Below are 20,382 nucleotides of genomic sequence, written 5' to 3'. Positions count from 1 at the left end.
GGTCCGAGATGACGAAGCGGATTAAACGCTTCGTCGATCACGTCTTCTTTGCATTCACATCCGAATTGCCTTATGTACTTAAGGGCGTCGGATCGGAACGTCGCCAGAAGCCGCATCCAGCGAGACGTTTGTTGTATTACGACGGATGGCATCGGCATATATAACCCCGTCGTCTCGAGTGACGTCTGGTTCATGCTGGGTAGTCACTCGGTGCAAGCTGTCACTGGTTGTGCGACCGATACGATTTAGCAGCGAGGGTCGAACAGTAGCGTATGGACCGAGAAGGGTTCGTCAAGCTCGCGGTCATTGGGATCGGACTCGTCGTACTGAGTTTTTTTGTTCGCGGATTCAGTCAACTCGTTTTTGGGAGAGGTATCGCAGAACTCCTGCAAGCACCGTTTGCGATCGGTGGCTTCCTGATCGTCGTCTATCTCTTTATCAGAGCAACGCTCGATATGGTGGGTGTCTGGGACATCGAGAACACTGATACGTAGTCGGTAGATCTATGATCGGAAGGAAACCGTTTTTCGATCACCGGCCGAACGAACAGGTATGACAGTAGACGTGCGAGAACTCGCAGATCTCGGGCCGGGCGAGCGCGCCGCCTTTTTTGACCGGGATGCCGGCATCGAGGCAGTAAGAGGAGATGTACGGGAAATTGTCGACCGCGTTCGCGAGGAAGGCGACGTTGCCGTCCGTGAGTTTACGAGCGAGTTCGACGACGTCGAACTCGGAAATATCACGATCACTGATAAGTGTGAGCGCGCATACGAGGCGCTCGATGATGAGCTGCTGGACGCAATCGAGACCGCCGTGGCAAACGTCAGGGAGTTCCACGAAGCGCAACTGCCCGACGATTGGCGTGAGGAGTTCGGTCCCGGGCGAGAACTCGGTCGACGGTTCCGTCCCCTCGAGCGCGTCGGCGTCTACGTTCCGGGTGGCTCAGCTGCCTATCCGTCGAGTGCGATCATGGGGGTTGTGCCAGCGGTCGTAGCAGGTGTCGAGCACGTGTCAGTCGTCACACCGCCGGCCGACGAACTGAATCCGGTCACGTTGGCGGCCATCCACGCTGCCGGCGCGGATGCCGTCTACAGCGTGGGAGGCGCACAGGCGATCGCCGGACTCGCGTACGGAACCGAGACGATCACGCGCGCGCAAAAGATTGTCGGGCCTGGTAACAAGTGGGTGACAGCAGCCAAGGCCGAAGTGCGTGGTGATGTCGAGATAGACTTCCTCGCAGGGCCAAGCGAGGTCGTTGTCGTCGCAGACGGGACAGCAGACCCAGCACTCGTTGCGACGGAGCTGATCGCCCAGGCAGAACACGACCCCAACACGTCGGTCGTCGCAGTCACGACGGATGAGAAGATTGCCGACGGGATTGTCACAGCCATCGATGAGCAGGTCGACGCGCGCGAGCGCAAGGAAATTATACAGGCTGGTCTCGAAAACGACGCAAGCGGCGTCTTACTGGCTCGATCGATGAGTGAAGCAATTCTTTTCACCGAGGCGTACGCGCCGGAACACCTCTCGATCCTTGCTGAGGACGACGAAGCGATTCTCGAGCGTATCGATAGCGCGGGTAGCGTCTTTCTTGGGCCGAATACGCCTGTTGCCGCGGGTGATTACGCAAGCGGTACGAACCACGTGCTCCCGACCAACGGCAGTGCACACGTGACGGGTGGACTTTCGGTCGAGACGTTCCTCCGGTCGACGACTGTCCAGCGACTCTCAGCGGACGGCCTCGAGGATATCGGCGAGACGATTACGACGCTTGCGGACGCAGAGGGGCTCGAGGCACACGCTGCAAGCGTTCGCCACCGACTCGAGCGTCTCGAGAGCGACGACTCGTAACTGCAGATTACGGGCGTCAGTTCGGCTGGAATGTCGGTGCATGTGGGTACTAGCTTTACAGTGGTGGGCGCCGGAGTAGGAGTCGAGATGTCACGACATGAGCACGAACGTGATCGCGAGTCGGTGGTTGATCCGACCGAGAGACGTGTGCTCGAGCGGAACTACGATTACGCACAGAAAAACGTCCGGCTCCTCTCGATGTGGTATGAGTGTGAGCCACGGCGGATGCTCGAGTTGCTGGCAGAGCACGACATTGAACTCTCACGAAACGATAAAAAGCAGTTCGGGCTGTACTACCGGTCAGTACAGCGGCATGGGAACCGCTACGGCGAGTGACAAGCGTGCGGGGGCGAAACCCATCCGCTGGTCGTTCCAAAGATAGCGTTCAGAAAGGACGTAAACGGACAGCACACTGGAACGAACGCATGGGCGTCACAGTTAACATCGTCGCGACGGTAAGAAATACGTATGAGCACGGACAGCATGGATGGCGGGAACGCAGACGCCCGTCCCGAGATCGAAGTGACCGAAACGGCGGCCGAGCAGGCACTCGCGTTGCTCGACAGTGAAGGACTCGACCCAGCCGAGGCAGGGCTCCGACTATTTGTCCAGCAGGGAGGGTGTGCGGGGCTGTCCTACGGAATGCGGTTCGACGATTCGCCTGACGATGATGACACCATCTACAAACATCACGAGCTTCGTGTCTTCGTCGACCCGGCCAGTCTGAAATACATCGAAGGCAGTATCCTCGACTACGAGAGCGGACTGCAGGCCGAAGGGTTCCACGTCGAAAACCCGAACATTGTCAGCGAGTGTGGCTGTGGCGAGTCGTTCCGGACGTAACACCCCGCCCTTGCCACTCGACACAGTCTACGGTCGAGATCGATAGCCATCCGCGGCTTTGTGAGTCGGTAGACGGGGCGTCGATTCTGCCGTCATCACTGCAGTTCAGACAGCGAGTCGATCGCACTGGAAAAAAGGAACCGCTGGTCTTACTCTTCGAGTTTGAACGCCACGGTGACTTCTGCCTGATACTCGCGGTCGTCGGCGCTTGCGACTTCGACGCCGAGTTCGTCGACTTCGATCCAGTGGACGTTCTCGAGAGTCGCCTCGGCGCGATCGACCGCGTCGTCGGCTGCCGCGTCGAAGCTTTCTGGGCTTGTTCCGATCAGTGTGATCTTCTTGAATACCATTGCTCATGTGAGTACACCACGATTTGTCTTCAATGTATGCTTAGTGATACCAATAGTCGTCTCTTTTGAACCGAACAGCGGTCGAAAAAGCAGTGATTGCGCGTTCGTGAGACGAGTCGGAATCTCCAGAAGCAGGATGGCGAGCAGGTTCAATTCGTGAACGTTTTTGAGGTGCCGTTCCCACTGGTTCCCATGACAGGTACTGACGATCAGATCGATGTCTCGGAGATCGGAGAACTGACACCGCCAGACCGGACACTGATGGGACCAGGACCGAGCGACGTTCACCCACGCGTTCTTCGGGCGATGACGACACCGCTTGTAGGCCATCTCGATCCCTCGTTCGTCGAGATTATGAACGAGGTACAGGAACTGCTGCGGTACACGTTCCGGACGGACAACCAGTGGACGATTCCAGTCTCGGGGACCGGTTCAGCCGCCATGGAAGCTGCGATCGGCAACGTCGTCGAGCCGGGCGATACGATGCTCGTCCCGACAAACGGCTACTTTGGCGGCCGGATGGCGTCGATGGCTCGTCGAGCTGGCGGCGACGTTGTCGAGGTCGACGCACCGTGGGGTGAGCCACTCGAGCCCGCTACCGTGTCCGACGCGCTTGCCGAACACGATCCGGACGTCTTCGGCTTCGTCCACGCTGAGACGAGTACGGGCGTCCTCCAGCCCAACGTCTCGGAACTGACCGCCGCTGCACACGATCACGACGCACTCGTGATCGCCGACACCGTCACATCGCTCGGCGGGGTCGAACTCCGAGTCGACGACTGGGATATCGACGTCGCATACTCGGGCCCACAGAAGTGTCTCTCTTGTCCGCCCGGCGCGAGTCCACTGACGCTCTCGGAGACTGCCATGGAGAAAGTCCTCTCGCGCGAGGAGGACTCCCGCTCGTGGTATCTCGATCTCTCCTTGCTCGAGGGGTACTGGGGCGACGAACGCGCCTACCACCACACTGCGCCGGTCACGAACGTCTATGCACTTCGGGAGGCGCTTCGGCTGGTCGCTGAGGAAGGCATCGAACAGCGCTGGGCACGTCACGAACGACTCGCGGGCGCACTGAAAGCTGGCATGGAGGGGATGGGGCTCGAGATGAACGCCCCCGACGAGTACTGGCTGCCAAGCCTCAACGCCGTCCGTGTTCCAGACGGCATCGACGACGGTGAGGTCTGTGCCGAACTGCTCGAGCGCTACGACCTCGAGGTCGCAAGCGGACTGGGAGATCTGGATGGAGAGATATTCCGAATCGGCTGTATGGGCCACTCTGCGCGCCCGAAAAACGTCGTCTATGTCGTAACGGCGCTGGGTGACGTCCTGGAGTCGATGGGTGCCGATGTCGATCCGGGTGCTGGCGTCTCAGCGACGCGAAGCGCACTCGAAAAATAAGCGGCGAAGTGGTTTTTACGGACGAAGCGGCTGTCGACCGTTATGCGGAGACCCGTGGTCCTGGCGGAGCGCGTTCGACCTGATAGTCGTCTCCATCGACGACGATAATAGCCCACTCATAGGCAGGATTGACGCTTTGGAGCTTATGCTCGAGCCCGTCAGCGTCCTCGGGTTGGGCGACGAAACAGTGGAACTGTCCGGACTCGGTCGGGAGTTCTCCTGTCTCGAGGACGGTACTGACGTGGACGACTTTCCAGTCACGTTCGGCGCGGAACTTCGGGCCGTTGCCTTCGACGGTGTACCCAAGCTCTGCGAAGATCGACCTGGCCTGCTCGACGAGTCGCATGTTAACAGGACCCATTCGAGATGTACATACACTGGCCACCATAATAAACGTTGGCACGGAACAAAAACCGGTAACTCACTCGTGGGCAGCGTCCCATTCAGTCGGCTTGCGGAAGTTTCCACACTGATTGCACTTGATTCGACCCATCGAATCCATCGCGTTGTCGAAACTCTCGCAGTTCGCACAGAACCAGCCATACCGCTGTGTTGCGTCTCGAGATTCGTAGGCGACGAAAAATGGGCCTTTGGAACCGATATCTCCGTCTCGATCCGAAACGTAGACGGTGCCATCGTCAGTGGACCGTGGTTGCATAGCCACAGTTAGCCGCGCTCATGATAAATGACTGTCTGTCCGATGTCGGACACGAGGGCGCTGTCCCAATCGCCACACCCAACCATGGTAATAGCTCACAATCGTGACTATCCTAACTGAAAGGTTTACCCGGCCGGGTATCGTTTCATCGGATAATGTCGCTGGTCGTGGTTCCTGTTCGATATCCTTTGTCAAAGCATTCGCGACGGACGCTCGAGCGGGCAATCGAGGTCGCTCGCGATCGAGATGCGGCGTTGACGATTCTGCACGTCGACCTCTATCAGAACGGGAAGAAAGTGACGCGAATCGATCTAAAGGCGGCCGTCGAGAGCACGTTCGGCCGACTCGAGAACACGCGATACGTCGTTCGCACCGGGTTTCTCGTCGAGGAAAGCATTCTCGACGAGGTTGCCGCGGAAGATGCTGACGTCGTCGTTATCGGCAGCAAGCAAGCGAGCCGGCTGCGGCGGCTCTTCCAGCGGTTCACCGACAATCCGAACATCGACCAGTATCTACGGACACACCTCGATTGCGAGGTAATTACGGTCGAAAGCGCACGAGCGTAAGAGCGTAAGAACAGCTTACTCGTTTGCGCCCGCACCGCGCACGACGAACACCGGTATCGAGGCGTTGTCGACCACCCGCTCCGAGACGCTACCGAGCGACGTGACTTTCTCTCGAGGCGTTTTGCCACGCGTTCCGATGACGATCAGATCGATCTCGTGCTCGTCGGCGTATTCGAGGATCGTCTTTGCAGGCGTCCCTTTGCGGACGTCACTGACGGTGTCGAGTCCACGCTGTGTGGCCTGTTCGTCGACAGCAGCGACAGCATCACGGCCTTCGTCCTCGAGTGAGCGCTCGAGATCGGTGCTGGTATCACCGCTTGCCGCGGCAGTCATCCGGCTGTCGACCACGTACAACGTGTGGACCGTCGCATCGTTGTCGTCGGCGATAGACAACCCATGGGTCAGGGTTTCGGAGATCGTCTCGCTCCCGTCTGTCGGAATGAGGATATCGTCGTACATCTGTGAGCTACTGGATGCCTTGGTGTGGTAATCGTATAAAACACCACCACAATCGTATGAGATCGGGAGCGGCGATGGTGTCTCGCCGTTACTGATCCGACTGCGTATCAGTCTCGGCGCCACGCATGGATCGGGCGTCGGGTTTGCCAGCCGAGCTGTCGCGTAGGTGATTGGCTTCGGGGCCGTCGACGGCCAGTCGGGCGACGCCGCTGCTCTCATCGAAGACGTGATGCCGGCGCGGGTAGGCAAACTCGACATCTCGATCCTCGAATCGCTCGCGGATCGCCGACTGGACCTCCGAGCGAGCGACGGCCTGTTTGTAGGGGTGTTTGATCCAGAAGTGTACCTCGAGTGCGATGCCGTGGTCGCCATACTCCTCGATCGTACAGACTGGCGCTGCGGCGTAGCGGGCACTGCCGATCCGGATATCTGGCCCGCCAGAGATGACAGTGTCGACACTGCGGGCCGCTCGTTCGGCCTGCCGTTGTGCGGTTTCGAGGTCGCTTTCGTAGGTGACGTCGAAGGCGATCGAAATCCGGGTGCGTTCGTCCTCAGCCGAGTAGTTGATCACGTCGCGTTCGTGGATCTCGGCGTTTGGGATGACGATGAAGGTGTTCTGGAGGGTGAAGATCTTCGTGTAGCGAATCGTGATATCCTCGACGAATCCGGTGTGACCCTCGTCAGTGACTTCGATCATGTCGCCGATTTCGTAGGGCCGGTCGGTGAGAATGAAAAAGCCGTTGATGAGACTGCTGACGAGTGGCGCGAGAACGACAGCAATCACGGCCGAGATGACGGTCACCGAAAGGAGGATCTCTGTTCCAGTGACGCCGAGAATGCCAGCAGCGATGACGAACGTCACGAGAAGAACGGATATTCTGACACCACGAAGGACGGTTCGGGTGACACTTGGGCGTTCAATTCGGCGGGCGATAGTTCGACCGGCGATCCTGACGACGAGTTTCGAGAGATACCAGCCGATGATGAGAACGATAACGGCAAGCCCAATCTCGACGACGCCGTCGCGAGCGGACCACGGGAGCAAGCCTTCGACTTCCTCGACAGCGTCGCTCTCGTTTACCTGCAGTACCCCGCGCATGGCAACACACTCTTGCCCGCAGTGGTTAAGCGTTCTGACCGTCACGCATGCGATCATGGGATCCGCGATCAATCATCGTTCGAAAGTAACCCAATTTCGAAAATAGGTGCTACTCAGTATATAATAAATCATTTATCCGCCGGGAGCGTATGTACGTATATGGCACCAGACGAACTTCGCTCGACCGTCGAGCAGGTCGGGGAGCGGTTCAATCTCGGCGAGTACGAGATCGACGCCTATCTGACCGTCCTCGAGCAAGGACAGCTCACTGCAAGCGAGATCGCGGATCGGACTGACATCCCCCAGCCGCGTGTGTATGACACCGTTCGCAGTCTAAGCGACCGTGGACTGGTCGAACTCCGTGAGTCCCGTCCAATGAAAGTCGTCGCAATCAACCCGGAAGAGGCCTTCGAGAACGTCCAGACCTCGCTGGCAGAGATGATCGACGAACTCGAGACCAGATACACGGCGCCGGCTCGCGACACTGAGGCTGTCTCGCTGGTCAAATCTCGGTCGACGATTCTGCGCTATCTCGAGGAGGTTATCGACGATGCCGACTACGAGCTGTCCCTGTCGCTGACACCGGATCTACTGACCCGGTTCGAGGACGACCTGAAAGCAGCCGTCGATGCAGGCGTCAGCGTCGACCTGATCGTGACGCCGGCAAACGAGGCACCGGATCCCGAAGAGTTCGACTATACCGAGGTTGCAACGACGGCTCGAGCGCGACGAGGAATCACGACACCGGTCGTCGCCGTCGCCGACGGCAACTACTCGATGTATGCGACCCAGGATGCGCTGCGTGACGATCAGGACCGGTACGGTGTCATCTTCAACCGATCGGCGCTTGGCTTTCTCGTCTCCGGGTTCTTCGGAACCGTCCTCTGGACGACCGCCGAGGAAACGCTCGGAGAGGATGGGAGTGAGCGAACGTATCCCCGCAAGTACGCCTCGATCCGCCGGTGTGTCAAAGACATCATCGACGAGGGAGGCGAGTTCTATGCGACGATCGAGGGACGAGACGTCGAAGTCGGTGGGCCACGTGTCGTTCGCGGACGCATCCTTGACGTCTCCTTCGAGGTGAGCGAGGAAGTCGCTGCGCTCACACTCGAGAACGAGGCTGGCGAGGAAGTCACCGTCGGTGGCCGTGTCGCTGCCCTCGAGGATATCGAGGCCCACGAGATCCACATCGGTCGCCACGAACCGCCGCTTCTCGAGGACTGAGACGGATTCATGTCCGCTATCGTAACAACTGAAACTGATTGACACCGATCGCACAGCGATCGGGTGTGCACTGACGGTCAGTGGCTGCTATCGTTTCGACGGCCTGCGACCGCCCGACGGCTGTCCCGGTCGGCACAGCATAGGCGTATGGGTGGGTCTGGCGGTTCACCCCGATTGCGTGGTGCTGATCGATCGTATTCGGGCGGTTCGTGACGCCGCACCGATAGCGCAATGCTGGTTTTCTGGTCGCCGAACAACGAGTTAGCAGTGCATACAGCCGTTCGGAGTTGTGACGATCAAACCAGCGGTCGGCCGTCGTGGCCGGCCGCGTTGAGGAGTTACGGTCCTGCTAGAATCTGGTGATTGTGACGTCAACACTCGCGGTGATGGATCGGTCGGTGTTTCGTGGCGGCCACTCGCTCACGTAGCTGACCGCCTCGTCTCGAGACACGGTCCAGTTTGGTGACCAGTGTGTAATCCGACCTTATACAGTCACGAAAACCCGACATTTTCTATTAATTTCATGTATTCATGCAACCGATTAAAGGCACTGAAAGTAGTCGTGATACGAAGATGGGACACAATACCACAGGCACCGAAGACACGGGTGGCCTGTCCCGTCGGCAGTATCTGACGGGTGCATCGCTTGGGGCAGTCGCCGCGAGCGTCGCGGTCACTGGCTGTCTCGGCGGCGCTCGTGACGAGAACACGATTGTGATGACCGGAGACACCGACTTCGAGGGGGCGATGCGCGGCGACGACGCCGACGCGTCGATCCAGGAGGCGCTCTGGGACGCCGGTCTCGACAACGACATCACCGTCGAGGTACAGGCGAGCGTCGACGATACGGACCAGCGGATGCAGCAGTATCAGTCAACGCTGCAGGCTGGCCGCTCCCCACCCGACATCTTCATGATGGACAGCGGGTGGACGCTCCCGTTTATCCTCCGCGAGCAGACCACGAGCATGACCGAGGTGCTCCCCGACGACGTCTTAGAGCGCGTCGAGGAAGACTACCTCGACGCATCGCTCGAGACGGCACGCCACCCCCAGACCGACGAACTCCACGCCGTCCCGCTGTTTCCCGACTTCGGGACGATGCAGTATCGCAGGGATCTGGTCGAAGACGCCGGCTACGACACGAGCGATTGGGATACAGAGCCGCCGAGCTGGGAGGAGTTCGCTGAGGCCGCCGCAGACGCCCGCGACGAGGCCGGCATCGACTTCGGCTACACCACGCAGGCGGCCTCCTACGAGGGGCTCTCCTGTTGTACGTTCAACGAGGTAATGACAACGTGGGGCGGCGCATACTTCGGTGGCACCGACACCCTCTTTGAGGCTGGCGAGCGGTCGATCACCGTCGACAGCGAACCCGTTCTCGACTCGCTTCGGATGATGCGGGCGTTCATCCATGGCGACGACGATCCGCACGCGCTCGACGGCTATCCCGAGATCGCGCCGTCGACGATCGTCCAGTGGACCGAAGAGGAGGCCCGCGGCCCGTTTGCGGCCGGGAACGCGGTCATGCATCGTAACTGGCCGTACTCGATCGGGATCAGTGGCGCCGAAGAGGAGTTCGGCGAGGATCTCGGCGTCATGCCGATGCCATATGCGGTCTCGGAAGACGAAGCCGAGTTCGAAGGCACCGGCGGCTCCGCACACGCGCTGGGTGGCTGGCATCTCGTTCTCAATCCGAACACCGAGCGCTCCGAGATGGCTCTCGAGGTGATCGAGGCGTTCACCCAAGATGAGGTGATGGCTCGAATTTTCGAGACGCTCAGCTTCATCCCGCCGAAAGTCGAGCTGTTAGACGAGTTCGATCCCGACGAGACCGGGCCGGTTGCACGGTACAGCGAGCAGATCCAGCAGGCTGCCGAGAACGCGATCCCCCGGCCGGTGACGGATGTTTGGCCTGAGCAGTCGTCAGTGATGGCCCAGGAGATCCACGCTGCCTACCGGGGCGTCAAATCACCCGAGGAGGCGATGGGCGATCTAAACAGCCGTCTTGAACAGAGCGAGGCGGACGTGAGGGGGCAAGATGGCGACTGATACCGATCCTGGGGGCGGTGGCATCTTCGGTGGCGAGGGCGAGACCGATCGCGATCGAACGGGGAACGCGGTCGTCAACTGGATGGAGAATCTGAGCGAAGCCGCGTACGCATATCTCCTCCTGTTACCCGCGACGGCTCTGCTGGCGCTGATCGCCTTCTATCCGCTGGTCATGACGTTCATCATGTCGTTGCAGGAAGATCGGACACGTGGGCTAGAGCCACTCGGTGGGTTCGTCGGAGTCGAGAACTACGTCAACATCCTTACCGGGAACGCCAGGCTTGCCCGGCAGTTCATGGACGTGACGATGTCGGCGTCGTTCCCGTTCATCGAGTTCGGCGTCCCGATCCTCCAGCAGGCACTGTTCGTGACCCTCGGCTTTGCGGTCATCAGTGTCTTCTTCGAGACGCTGATCGGGTTCGGACAGGCTTACGTCTTGGACCAGGACTTCCGTGGTCGGCGCTGGGTTCGCGTCGCGATCATCCTGCCCTGGGCCGTGCCGATCGTCATCCAGGGGATGATCTTCTTCCTGCTGTTCCAGCCCGAAGTCGGCTTCGGCAGCGACTTCATGCAGTGGCTCGGCGTCTTCGGCGCCGACCCGCTAGCCGACAGCCAGGACTCGTTTATCATCGTCCTCGTGGCTGACATCTGGAAGTCCGCGGCCTTTATGGCCCTGTTGATCCTCGCCGGGCTCCAGAGCGTCGACCGAAGCCTGTACGATGTTGCACGCGTCGCGGGCGCATCGCCGTTGCAACGGTTTAAGATGATCACGTTGCCGCTCGTGTTGCCGGCGTTGCTGGTTGCGATGTTGTTCCGGACGATGGACGCGATGCGAGTCTACGGGCTGATTGAATCGACCGCTGGCTGTACGACCGTCCCCTCGCTGACCTGTCTCGTCGTCGAGGCGATGTTCGGCGGGACGCGCATCTACGCAACGGCGGCGGCAGTCGCGTTCATGACCGCACTCGTAATCGGCCTGATCATCTCGGTGTACGTGTTCTTCTTCCGTGACACCGAGGGAGGGCTCTCCTAATGACAGACGATACCCCATCCGACCGATCCGACCGAGAGGAGCAGCCCGCAGACAGTCAGTCCGACACCGTGCCGGATAGAGACGATACCGACGCCACGTCGACTGACATCCCAGCACATTGGCAACACTCCCGCCGGATGACCGACGGCGGTCAGCCAGCCGAAGGGGAAGGCGACGACGTCCTGATCGGAGAGGAGTCGGACGAAGAAGCCGTACTCGACCGAGGCCCGTTCGAGCGGTGGGCCTCGAAAGCGATCAAAAACCCCGAACGGGCCTACCGATCGATGTTCTATACGGCGACGATCTTCTTCCTGGTGACGACGCTGTTCCCGTTCTACTGGCTGCTCATGGTCGCACTGACTCCGGAAGGTCGCCAGCAGGACATCATCCTCACGCCGAACGGGTTCAACCCCGGTGCCTTCATCGAGGTCTTCGAGGTCCTGCCGTTCCACTGGTACATGTTCAACAGCTTCGTCATCGCGACGGCCTCGACGATCATCGTCCTAGTGATCGGGAGCCTCGCCGGCTACGCCTTCGGCCGGCTGGACTTCCGTGGGAAGCTCCCGATGATGTTGCTGGTGCTCGTGATCTCCTTTTTCCCACCAGCAGCCTTCTTCATCCCACTGAACGACCTGTTCAACACCTCGGTTTTCCTCCTCGAGCCGATCACCGGAGACGGGACGCTGTACAACACCCCCGGCGCGATGGTGTTGCCGCTGTCGGCGATCTTCATGCCGCTTGCGATCTTTATCCTGACGACGTTCTACGCACAGATTCCGGATGGGCTCGAGGACGCCGCCCGCGTCGAAGGGACGACCCGGCTCGGCGCGCTGTTCCGGGTCATCATCCCCCTGTCTGCACCCGGCGTCGCAACCGCGGGCGTGTTGACGTTTATCGCCGTCTACAACGAGTTCTTCTTCTCGTTTCTCATGACCGACGGCCAGCCGGAGAACTGGGCACCGCTTCTCGAGGGGATCCTGGGCTACCAGGGCCAGTACGAGGTGCTGTATCACCTCATGGCCGCCTCGAGCATTATCGGCGTCATCCCGGTCGCGATCCTCGTGGTCGTGGCCCAAGAAAAGATCGTCAGCGGACTGACCGCGGGCGGACTCAAAGAATAATCGAATACAACTATGGCACGAGTACGACTCGAAAACGTCACGAAACGCTACGAAGATGTCACCGCAGTCGACGACGTCAGCCTCGAGATCCAAGACGGGGAGTTCGTCACCTTCGTCGGCCCCTCGGGCTGTGGGAAGTCGACGACGATGGAGACGGTTGCGGGATTGACCAAGCCGACAGAAGGGCGCATCTACATCGGTGACGACGACGTCACCACCCTCGCTCCCAAAGACCGAGGCGTCGCAATGGTGTTCCAGAACATCGCGCTGTTCCCCCACATGGACGTCTTCGACAACATCTCGTTTGGGCTTCGACTCCGAACCTACGACGACGCGGAGATCGAACGCCGCGTCGAACAGGCGGCCGACATCGTCCAACTGGAAGGGATGCTCGATCGGATGCCCGGCGAGATGTCCGGTGGGCAACAACAGCGCGTCGGCATCGCCCGCGCGATCGTCCGCAACCCGGACGTGTTCCTGATGGACGAGCCGCTTGCGAACCTCGACGCGAAGCTGCGGGTCCACATGCGGACGGAGCTCCAGCGACTCCACCGGGAGCTCGGGGCAACGATCATCTACGTCACCCACGACCAGGCCGAGGCGATGACGATGTCGAACCGGATCGCCGTCCTGAACAAGGGCAGGCTCCAGCAGATCGCCCCACCGCTTACCTGTTACAACGAACCCACGAACCTGTTCGTTGCAGGCTTTATTGGCTCGCCCTCGATGAACTTCGTCGAAGGAAAACTCATCGAGGGCGGTCTCGAGACGAACAACTTCACCGTCGATGTCGATCCGTCCCGGATCCCGGGTGTGACCGTCGGCGACGATGTCACGCTCGGTGTCAGACCGGAGGACGTCCATCTGGTCCGGTACGCCGACTCGCTGACCTCACCGACGACGACGATCGATGCCAAGAGTGACGTCCTAGAGCCAATGGGCGACGAGATCTTCGTCTACCTGTTGCTCTCCGAGGCTGCAGCAGGCTCGATGGAGCAGGATCCCGCCACGTCGCCAAACCAGTTGCTAATGAGTGTCACTCCTGACACGGATATCGAAGCAGGCCAAGACGTTGATCTCGTGTTGGATCGGTCGAATATCCACCTGTTCAATACGGAAACCGGTGACGCGCTGGTCCATGGCATTACCGATCTGCAGGAACGCGAACCCGGAACGGCGCCGGCGGGGGCTGATAGCTGACCTCTACACTGCACGTCACCGCACACCGCATCGCACGACTGCTGTGCGATGCATGTGTCCATCGGTTCAGTTGTTACTATCGTCACGATACCGACGGGGGTCGAAAGCGAACCGTGGAGTGAGATCAGCAATCGTTTGGCAACGGACAAAAGACCCTTCGGCACCACGATTTAATATAGCAGTATTGACTGTATAAGTACGAAAATGGACACCCCAGTCATGACACCATGCCAATGACAATGGACCGAATCGACATCAAAACAGGTATCGTCGGCCTGGGTAACATCGGCCAGTATCACGCAGAGCGACTCGTTGAGCTCGGCGTTCCCCTCGTCGGTGGCATGGACGTCGCCAGCGAGGCCCGATCACGATTTGCTCGTCGATACAACGCCGATGTCTACGAAGATCACCACAAGCTGTACGACGACGTCGATGCCATCATTATCACCACGCCGAACAAATATCACGAACAGTACGCCGTCGACGCCTTCGAACGCGATCTCCATGTCCTTTTAGAGAAACCACTGGCACACTCGATCGAGAGTGCAACCCGAATCGCCGACGCAGCAGCCAACTCGGACGGTCACAGTATGGTTGGTTTCAACAATCGGTTCTCAAACACGGTCCGGATCATCCGCAACCGGATCGACCGTGGCGAACTTGGTGAGGTGACTCACATCGAAGCCAACTACGTCCGTCGCCGTGGAATTCCGGGCCGTGGTTCGTGGTTTACTCGACGACAGATCGCCGGCGGCGGTGCCCTGATTGATCTCGGCGTCCATGCAATCGATCTCGCCCTCTTTTTGCTCGACTACCCCGCCATCAACGAGGTGACCGGTGTTACACGCGGTGAGTTCGGCTCAAGCGAGGAGTACGCGTATCTCGAGATGTGGGGTGAAGACGAAGGTCCAACCGGCTTCGATGTCGATGACTCTGCCAGTGCGTTCGTCCGCTGTACGGGCGATCAGACGATTTCGCTGGAAGTGGCGTGGGCAACGAACCGACCGGCAACCCACGAGTTCGTCATTCGCGGAACGAAAGCAGCCGCTCGCTTCGATCTGCTCGAGGGAGATCTTACCTTCCACTCGGCGAGCAATGTCGGCCCGGACCATCTGGAGGATACTGCCATCGAGACACGCCAGAACGATACCCACTCCGAGGAACAGCAGGCGTTTTTCGATCGGATCTGCCGCGACGATATCGACGACGAAAGCATCCAGCAGGCGATCACTGTCCAGCGAGTGATCGACTCGATCTATCGCTCGAGCGAAGCAGGACACACGATCAGTGTCGACGAGTGAGAGGGCTGCTGTCCAGACGCGGGTATGCGCTCGCGGTTTGTACGATGTGCCGGTGCGATCGCGACCTGTCGTGCGGTCGCACTGGCAGTCGTGAACTCGATCAGGCGATAGTCGAACGCGACGACACACTCGAGAGATGGGGCCGCCAGATGCGATCGTTTGCAGGGTGGTATTTTTCCGCATCGTCATGGTAACGTCCCACATGAAGGTTGAACGGTCACTTGCCCTCGAGATCAGCCGTCGCGAACTCCCTGTGGGGCGTCCACTCACCGTTCGTGTTCGAGACAACAGGAACCAGCCGGTCGAGGGAGCGATCGTCGAGGCCGGCTCGAAGCGCAAACGAACTGATGAGAGCGGGCGGTGTAAGATTACGTTTCACTCGCCCGGGTTCTGGAAACTCATTGCAGTCAAATCGCCGACCGACCGCGTCGCGTACACGCCGGACGCGACGCTGGTGCGGGCGCTGCCACGATCAACGGTAGCCAGAACTGGACGGCGAGTTGGTCCGTAAACGAGGGAGGGCAGATCGGCTTGCGGGCGTACCAAAGTGTATCGACGGCTTACTCGGATCGGATTTCGATCGAACCTACCATATCGTCGCTGTGAACCTCACAGAGATACATCTCCATCTCGTCGGTTGCCTCAACGGTGAACTCGACCGTTTCGTCTTCGTCGTCGACGAAGCTGGACGCGACAATCGGGTCAGCATCATCCCAGATGGCAAGATTGTGGCCGTCACCGTCCATGTTCGTCCAGATGAACTCGTACTCAGTACCCTCATAGAGGACGATGTCAGGGTTCTCGTTGCCCTCGATCGCATCCGGTTGCCGCCCCACCCACCCGTCTTCAGCGTCGGCTTCGAGTTCGATCGTCTCGACAGCCTCCCAGTCGTCGTCCTGCCCTGTTTCCGGCGGGTCGGCATCGTCGGCTTCTTCCTCGAGTTCGTCGTCAGTTTCGGGGTCGTCTTCGACCTCTCCGCCACCGTCGGTACACCCTGCGATGAGGACGGTGGCGACCGTTCCGCCACCGAAACGTAGCACTGACCGCCGTGAAAGCCGCTTGTCTCGAGCCATTGTCCAAGATAGTCGTGTTAGAAAAATAAGTCACTGGCCGACACTTGCGTGGGACGTCGCGGTCGGTTCCTGCCGAGGGAGACACACCGGCTCACATCTCTCTGCCGGCCCCCGTTTTATTTTCCCACTCGTTGTCCGTGCCCGTATGGAAATCGGCGTTCACACCCCACCGCTGGCGGACGAATCGCTCGAGGGCGCGCTGTCGTATCTCTCGGATCTCGGCGTTGGCGCAATCGAGCCGGGCGTCGGCGGCCACCCCGGAGAGGACCACCTCCCCCGGGCGGCCTCCCTCGACGACAGCAGCGCCCAACAGGAAATCAAGGACCGACTCGAGGAACACGATATGCGGATCAGCGCGCTGGCGACCCACAACAATCCGCTCCACCCGGACGACGAACGGGCACAGACGGCGGATACAGAGCTCCGTGAGGCGATCCAACTCGCAAATCAACTCGAGGTCGGCGTCGTCACCTGCTTCTCGGGGCTGCCCGCGGGAGGGCCAAACGACGAGGTCCCGAACTGGATTACCGCACCATGGCCGCCAGAACACGCCGACGCACTCGAGTATCAATGGGAGCAAGCCGTCGACTACTGGGCCGACCTCGAGTCGTACGCCGACGACCACGATGTCGATATCGCCATCGAGATGCATCCGAACATGCTCATCTACGAACCCCACGGAATGGCCCGGCTGCGCGAGGAGACGGGCGATCGCATCGGCGCAAATTTCGATCCCTCGCATCTGTACTGGCAGGGGATCACGATCACCGACGCAATCCGGTATCTCGGCGAGCGCGGCGCGATCCACCATTTCCACGCCAAGGACACCAAGATATACGAGTCACAGGCGCGTGAGAAAGGCGTTCTCGATACCACGGCCTACGACGACGAGCCAAACCGCTCGTGGCTCTTTCGATCCGTGGGCTACGGCCACGGCGAATCCCACTGGAAAGACATCGTCTCGACGCTGCGGATGGTCGACTACGACGGTGCACTGAGCATCGAACATGAGGATTCACTGACCAGTTCGCGCGAAGGGTTAGAGAAAGCGATCGATCTGCTCGAGCGCGCGATCTTCGAGACGGAGCCGGGTGCGGCCTACTGGGCCGAGTAATCGACAGCACAAGCGTCCCGCTGCTGGTCGCACTACTGGGAGTTCGCCGGTCGCTCGAGTCACGTTTCAGTCGGCAGTCGGTGTGTCACGTTTCAGTCGGCAGTCGGTGTGTTGCGTTTCTGTCGGCGACAGCTCACTCACCTCGACGTGCCCATCGGCGTGGACAACGACCTCGTATCCCGCATACTCGAGGATGACACGGGCTGTCGTCTCCGAGTGAGGCGACGACGTTCGGAACAGAGCATCGAGTGCCTCCGGATCGATGACAGTGTACAGCGGCTCGTACGCTGGTGGCTCGATAGCAGTAACATCGACGCCTTCGTGAGCGGCAACTGCTTCGGTAATGCGCTGGGTTGGGGCGCCCAGTTCAGCAGACGATGGTTGCTGTGGTGGTGTCATGGCTGTCGCTACATCGGTATGTTTGATAAGGATACTGTCAGACATGCCAATATGATAAACCCGTCAGACGGAAGCCGACGAACTGGGTGACGGGGCCGAGTTTCGACCGAAGCTCTCGTCGCCACTACCTCACCGCACACCCACTCGCACAGCCGTCGTGCGGTTGATATAGATCGGCTCAGTTGTTACGATAGCTGACCGTCTCACTCCCCACGAGCCTGTTCGAACGCCGCGATAGCACGCTCTCGGCGCTCCCCGTGGTCGACGATCGGCTCCGGGTACGACGGCGCAAGGCTGGTCCGACGAGCCGACTCGAGTTCGTGCCAGTCGTGGATCGCGTCGGCCGGAACGCCCTCGAGTTCGGGAATATACTCGCGGATGTAGTCGGCGTCCGGGTCGTACTCGCGACCCTGCTTCATCGGGTTGAATACCCGGAAATACGGCTGGGCATCGGTCCCGGTCGAGCCGGCCCACTGCCAGCCGCCGACGTCGTTTGCCGTCTCGTGGTCTGCGAGCTTCGCTCGGAACCAGTCGTACCCCTCGCGCCAGTCGATCAAGAGGTCTTTCGTCAGGAAGGAGGCGACGAGCATCCGAACGCGGTTGTGCATCCATCCCTCGGCCTGCAGTTGACGCATTCCGGCATCGACGATCGGATACCCCGTCTCACCGGCTTTCCAGGCTGCGAGTTCCTCAGGGTCGTTTCGCCACGGAATATCGTGTTCGTACCCGCTGAAGTTCTCGGTGACCGTCTCGGGATTGAACTCGAGGACGTGGGCGTAGAACTCCCGCCAGGCGAGTTGGCGCTGAAAGGCACTGACGCTCTCGCGGTCGTCGTCCGTTGTTGCCCGTGTCGCTGCCCGCTCGGTCGCCTCGTACACCTCGCGAATCCCGATAGTGCCCCACTTGAGGTGGACTGACAGCCGGGAGGTGCCATCGACGGCCGGCTTGTCGCGGTCGTCGGCGTACCGGTAGATCGGACCCGAACAGAACTCGGTGACGTGCTCGCGGGCGGCCGCCTGTGTGACCGATGGCGGCGTCGAGGATGGCTCGTCGAACCCCAACGCCGAGAGCGACGGCAGCGGGTCGCCGGTGACGTCCGCGAGCGCATCGGCGGCCAGCGGCTCGACCGGCTCCCGTTTCTCCCGGTCGCGCCACTTCTTCCAGAAGTACGAAAATATGGAGTAATGCTCGCCCTCGTTGGGCGTGATCGATCCCGGCTCGTGGTGAATCGAGTCGTGGACTGACTCGCAGGTAACGCCGTCGTCCTCGAGTGCCGCCGTCACGGCCCGGTCGCGCTCGTGTGCGAGCCCGCTGTAGTCGGTCGCCCAGACGACGGTCTCGGCGTCGTACTCAGCAGCGAGTTGGGGGATCACGTCGCTTGCCTCACCACGGACGGCGAGCAGGTCACTGCCGCGCTCGCGATACCATGCCCGAAGCCCCTCGAGAGCCTCGAGCAGACAGGCGACTCGGATCGGTGAAGCGTGTTCGAGAACAGTCGGATCGAAGACGAAAACGGGAACGATCGGTTCTGTCGAGAGCGAGGCGGCACGAGCGAGGCCCCGGTTGTCGGTGCCACGGAGGTCACGACGATGCCAGTAGAGGTCCATGTCCGAACTGACGACTCGAGTGTCGAAAACATCGGGGTAGCGGCGAGGTGCGTCAACGAGGCAGGATCGGGTAGCTCGTCGCCGAGTTACTCACCATCGGCGTTAGGCGGTCCGAACCTCGTCTCGAAAAAGCGCCGAACCGACGCGATGAGCCCCTCGACCGTGTAGTTGACGCCGATGTAGACGCTGACAAGCGCGAGAGCCGTGCCAGCGACGACGTCGGAAAACCAGTGGATACCCAGATACATCGTCGACAGACTGACGCTAATCGCGAGAAATCCGGCGACAGGAAGCCACAGCGGATACTTGTCTCGGGTAACCCACGCAAGGAAGAACACGGTCATCGCCAGCGAGGTGTGCAGCGATGGAAAGACGTTCGTATTCTGATTAATCTCGTTTGTTAGCGTCCGAGACTGGGGGAACGCATCGTACAACAGCCCGTCGAACAGCAGTGGATCGACGTTTCGAGGCCCAAACGCAATGAACAGCGTATAGAATATCAGTCCGATCCCGTAGTTTGCGGTAAACGAAACCACGAGCATCGACAGCTCGTCCATCTGCTTGAGTGCAAAGTACGCGATAAAGGGAAACAGGAGCAAGAACGCGTAGCCATAGATGTAGATGAAGACGAAAAACGACGTCACAGCGTCGGTCTGAAGCGACTGGAGCACGGCAACGGGATCCGTCCCGAAAAGCGCCTGATCGAACTCAAACAGGTATGGCGTGATATTGTTTCGGAGGACGCGTCGCTCGAGTCGCTGGACGACGTCCTGTGTCGACCACCGTAACAGCAGGACAACCACGAGCGCGGCAAACGGCAGCAGACACGCCTCGAGACGCCAGCGAAAATCCTCGAACGCGGCGGCCACGTTGCGTGGCCCGATGATGACGAGCGTCGCAGTCACGAGCATTGTCACTACGACGAGGGCAAGCTCGAGCAGTACTTCGGCAAGTGCCATGCGGTTCGTGTACTAACCCTACAGTCTGCGAGCCATTAACTCTTTCAAACGGGTTGCAAGCACGATCAGCCGCCTTCG

At 60.0% G+C, this 20,382-nt stretch carries 23 protein-coding genes; 14 read left to right on the top strand and 9 right to left on the bottom strand.

The features are described 5' to 3' along the window. Positions 1–272 precede the first annotated feature (272 nt). The 4 genes from ACERJA_RS17725 to ACERJA_RS17710 all read left to right on the top strand — a co-directional run bounded on the left by ACERJA_RS17725 (position 273) and on the right by ACERJA_RS17710 (position 2,694). Positions 273–494 (top strand): hypothetical protein, encoded by a 222-nt coding sequence (locus ACERJA_RS17725; protein ID WP_373609562.1) that lies wholly within the window; start codon positions 273–275, stop codon positions 492–494. A 58-nt stretch (positions 495–552) separates the two neighbouring features. Next, positions 553–1,851 (top strand): histidinol dehydrogenase, encoded by a 1,299-nt coding sequence (gene hisD / locus ACERJA_RS17720; protein ID WP_373609561.1) that lies wholly within the window; start codon positions 553–555, stop codon positions 1,849–1,851. Between the two features lie 87 nt (positions 1,852–1,938). Continuing rightward, complete coding sequence (locus ACERJA_RS17715; RefSeq protein ID WP_006067498.1) at positions 1,939–2,187, top strand: hypothetical protein; 249 nt, start codon at positions 1,939–1,941, stop codon at positions 2,185–2,187. A gap of 132 nt (positions 2,188–2,319) precedes the next feature. Beyond that, positions 2,320–2,694: a HesB/IscA family protein gene (locus ACERJA_RS17710; protein WP_373609560.1), complete on the top strand. Its 375-nt coding sequence runs from the start codon at positions 2,320–2,322 to the stop codon at positions 2,692–2,694. Between the two features lie 149 nt (positions 2,695–2,843). On the opposite strand, the gene ACERJA_RS17705 is transcribed toward ACERJA_RS17710, so the two are convergent. Next, a complete protein-coding gene (locus tag ACERJA_RS17705; protein WP_373609559.1) occupies positions 2,844–3,044 on the bottom strand; it encodes a dodecin in 201 nt (66 codons plus the stop codon). 192 nt (positions 3,045–3,236) lie between these two features. On the opposite strand from ACERJA_RS17705, the gene ACERJA_RS17700 reads away from it, so the two are divergent. Further along, positions 3,237–4,442, top strand: coding sequence for an alanine--glyoxylate aminotransferase family protein (locus tag ACERJA_RS17700; RefSeq protein WP_373609558.1), 1,206 nt, complete (start codon positions 3,237–3,239; stop codon positions 4,440–4,442). Between the two features lie 40 nt (positions 4,443–4,482). Here ACERJA_RS17700 and ACERJA_RS17695 read toward each other — a convergent pair whose 3' ends face one another. Both ACERJA_RS17695 and ACERJA_RS17690 read right to left on the bottom strand, forming a co-directional pair. Continuing rightward, positions 4,483–4,788: a hypothetical protein gene (locus ACERJA_RS17695; RefSeq protein ID WP_373609565.1), complete on the bottom strand. Its 306-nt coding sequence runs from the start codon at positions 4,786–4,788 to the stop codon at positions 4,483–4,485. Positions 4,789–4,863: 75 nt separating this feature from the next. Continuing rightward, complete coding sequence (locus ACERJA_RS17690) at positions 4,864–5,100, bottom strand: DUF5816 domain-containing protein (protein WP_006067503.1); 237 nt, start codon at positions 5,098–5,100, stop codon at positions 4,864–4,866. Between the two features lie 155 nt (positions 5,101–5,255). Between ACERJA_RS17690 and ACERJA_RS17685 the strand changes: the two genes are divergently transcribed. Then, positions 5,256–5,666: a universal stress protein gene (locus tag ACERJA_RS17685; protein WP_373609557.1), complete on the top strand. Its 411-nt coding sequence runs from the start codon at positions 5,256–5,258 to the stop codon at positions 5,664–5,666. Between the two features lie 15 nt (positions 5,667–5,681). Here ACERJA_RS17685 and ACERJA_RS17680 read toward each other — a convergent pair whose 3' ends face one another. Next, positions 5,682–6,125 (bottom strand): universal stress protein, encoded by a 444-nt coding sequence (locus ACERJA_RS17680; RefSeq protein WP_373609556.1) that lies wholly within the window; start codon positions 6,123–6,125, stop codon positions 5,682–5,684. Positions 6,126–6,213: 88 nt separating this feature from the next. After that, positions 6,214–7,224: a mechanosensitive ion channel family protein gene (locus ACERJA_RS17675; RefSeq protein ID WP_373609555.1), complete on the bottom strand. Its 1,011-nt coding sequence runs from the start codon at positions 7,222–7,224 to the stop codon at positions 6,214–6,216. 159 nt (positions 7,225–7,383) lie between these two features. Between ACERJA_RS17675 and trmB the strand changes: the two genes are divergently transcribed. From trmB to ACERJA_RS17640, 7 genes are all read left to right on the top strand, one after another. After that, positions 7,384–8,448 (top strand): HTH-type sugar sensing transcriptional regulator TrmB, encoded by a 1,065-nt coding sequence (gene trmB / locus ACERJA_RS17670; protein ID WP_373609554.1) that lies wholly within the window; start codon positions 7,384–7,386, stop codon positions 8,446–8,448. 573 nt (positions 8,449–9,021) lie between these two features. Continuing rightward, positions 9,022–10,497: an extracellular solute-binding protein gene (locus ACERJA_RS17665; protein WP_373609553.1), complete on the top strand. Its 1,476-nt coding sequence runs from the start codon at positions 9,022–9,024 to the stop codon at positions 10,495–10,497. Continuing rightward, positions 10,487–11,530 carry a carbohydrate ABC transporter permease gene (locus ACERJA_RS17660; protein WP_373609552.1) on the top strand — a complete coding sequence of 348 codons (1,044 nt, stop codon included), beginning with the start codon at positions 10,487–10,489 and terminating at the stop codon, positions 11,528–11,530. The genes ACERJA_RS17665 and ACERJA_RS17660 overlap by 11 nt, the downstream gene beginning before the upstream one ends. Next, the gene (locus ACERJA_RS17655) at positions 11,530–12,651 is read left to right on the top strand and encodes a carbohydrate ABC transporter permease (protein WP_373609551.1); all 1,122 of its coding nucleotides are present in this window, start codon (positions 11,530–11,532) and stop codon (positions 12,649–12,651) included. The genes ACERJA_RS17660 and ACERJA_RS17655 overlap by 1 nt, the downstream gene beginning before the upstream one ends. 12 nt (positions 12,652–12,663) lie before the next feature. Then, complete coding sequence (locus tag ACERJA_RS17650) at positions 12,664–13,851, top strand: ABC transporter ATP-binding protein (protein ID WP_373609550.1); 1,188 nt, start codon at positions 12,664–12,666, stop codon at positions 13,849–13,851. 233 nt (positions 13,852–14,084) lie between these two features. Further along, positions 14,085–15,152, top strand: a complete 1,068-nt coding sequence (locus ACERJA_RS17645) for a Gfo/Idh/MocA family protein (protein ID WP_373609549.1) — start codon at positions 14,085–14,087, stop codon at positions 15,150–15,152. Between the two features lie 202 nt (positions 15,153–15,354). Continuing rightward, entirely contained in the window at positions 15,355–15,663 is a 309-nt protein-coding gene (locus ACERJA_RS17640) for a carboxypeptidase regulatory-like domain-containing protein (protein ID WP_373609548.1), read from the top strand. 49 nt (positions 15,664–15,712) lie between these two features. On the opposite strand, the gene ACERJA_RS17635 is transcribed toward ACERJA_RS17640, so the two are convergent. Next, on the bottom strand, positions 15,713–16,225 hold the full coding sequence (locus ACERJA_RS17635; RefSeq protein WP_373609547.1) for a hypothetical protein: 513 nt from the start codon (positions 16,223–16,225) through the stop codon (positions 15,713–15,715). Positions 16,226–16,370: 145 nt separating this feature from the next. Here ACERJA_RS17635 and ACERJA_RS17630 point away from each other — a divergent pair, with 145 nt between their 5' ends. Then, positions 16,371–17,339, top strand: coding sequence for a sugar phosphate isomerase/epimerase family protein (locus ACERJA_RS17630; protein WP_373609546.1), 969 nt, complete (start codon positions 16,371–16,373; stop codon positions 17,337–17,339). A gap of 66 nt (positions 17,340–17,405) precedes the next feature. Here the strand turns inward: ACERJA_RS17630 and ACERJA_RS17625 are convergent, their stop codons facing one another. From ACERJA_RS17625 to ACERJA_RS17615, 3 genes are all read right to left on the bottom strand, one after another. After that, positions 17,406–17,738, bottom strand: a complete 333-nt coding sequence (locus ACERJA_RS17625) for a HalOD1 output domain-containing protein (protein WP_373609545.1) — start codon at positions 17,736–17,738, stop codon at positions 17,406–17,408. A gap of 203 nt (positions 17,739–17,941) precedes the next feature. After that, positions 17,942–19,345 (bottom strand): deoxyribodipyrimidine photo-lyase, encoded by a 1,404-nt coding sequence (locus tag ACERJA_RS17620; protein ID WP_373609544.1) that lies wholly within the window; start codon positions 19,343–19,345, stop codon positions 17,942–17,944. A gap of 86 nt (positions 19,346–19,431) precedes the next feature. Further along, positions 19,432–20,304 carry a phosphatase PAP2 family protein gene (locus tag ACERJA_RS17615; protein WP_373609543.1) on the bottom strand — a complete coding sequence of 291 codons (873 nt, stop codon included), beginning with the start codon at positions 20,302–20,304 and terminating at the stop codon, positions 19,432–19,434. Positions 20,305–20,382 lie beyond the last annotated feature (78 nt).

Source organism: Natronorubrum sp. A-ect3 (assembly GCF_041821125.1).
Classification (GTDB): domain Archaea; phylum Halobacteriota; class Halobacteria; order Halobacteriales; family Natrialbaceae; genus Natronorubrum; species Natronorubrum bangense.
This window is presented reverse-complemented; position numbering and strand designations above follow the sequence as displayed.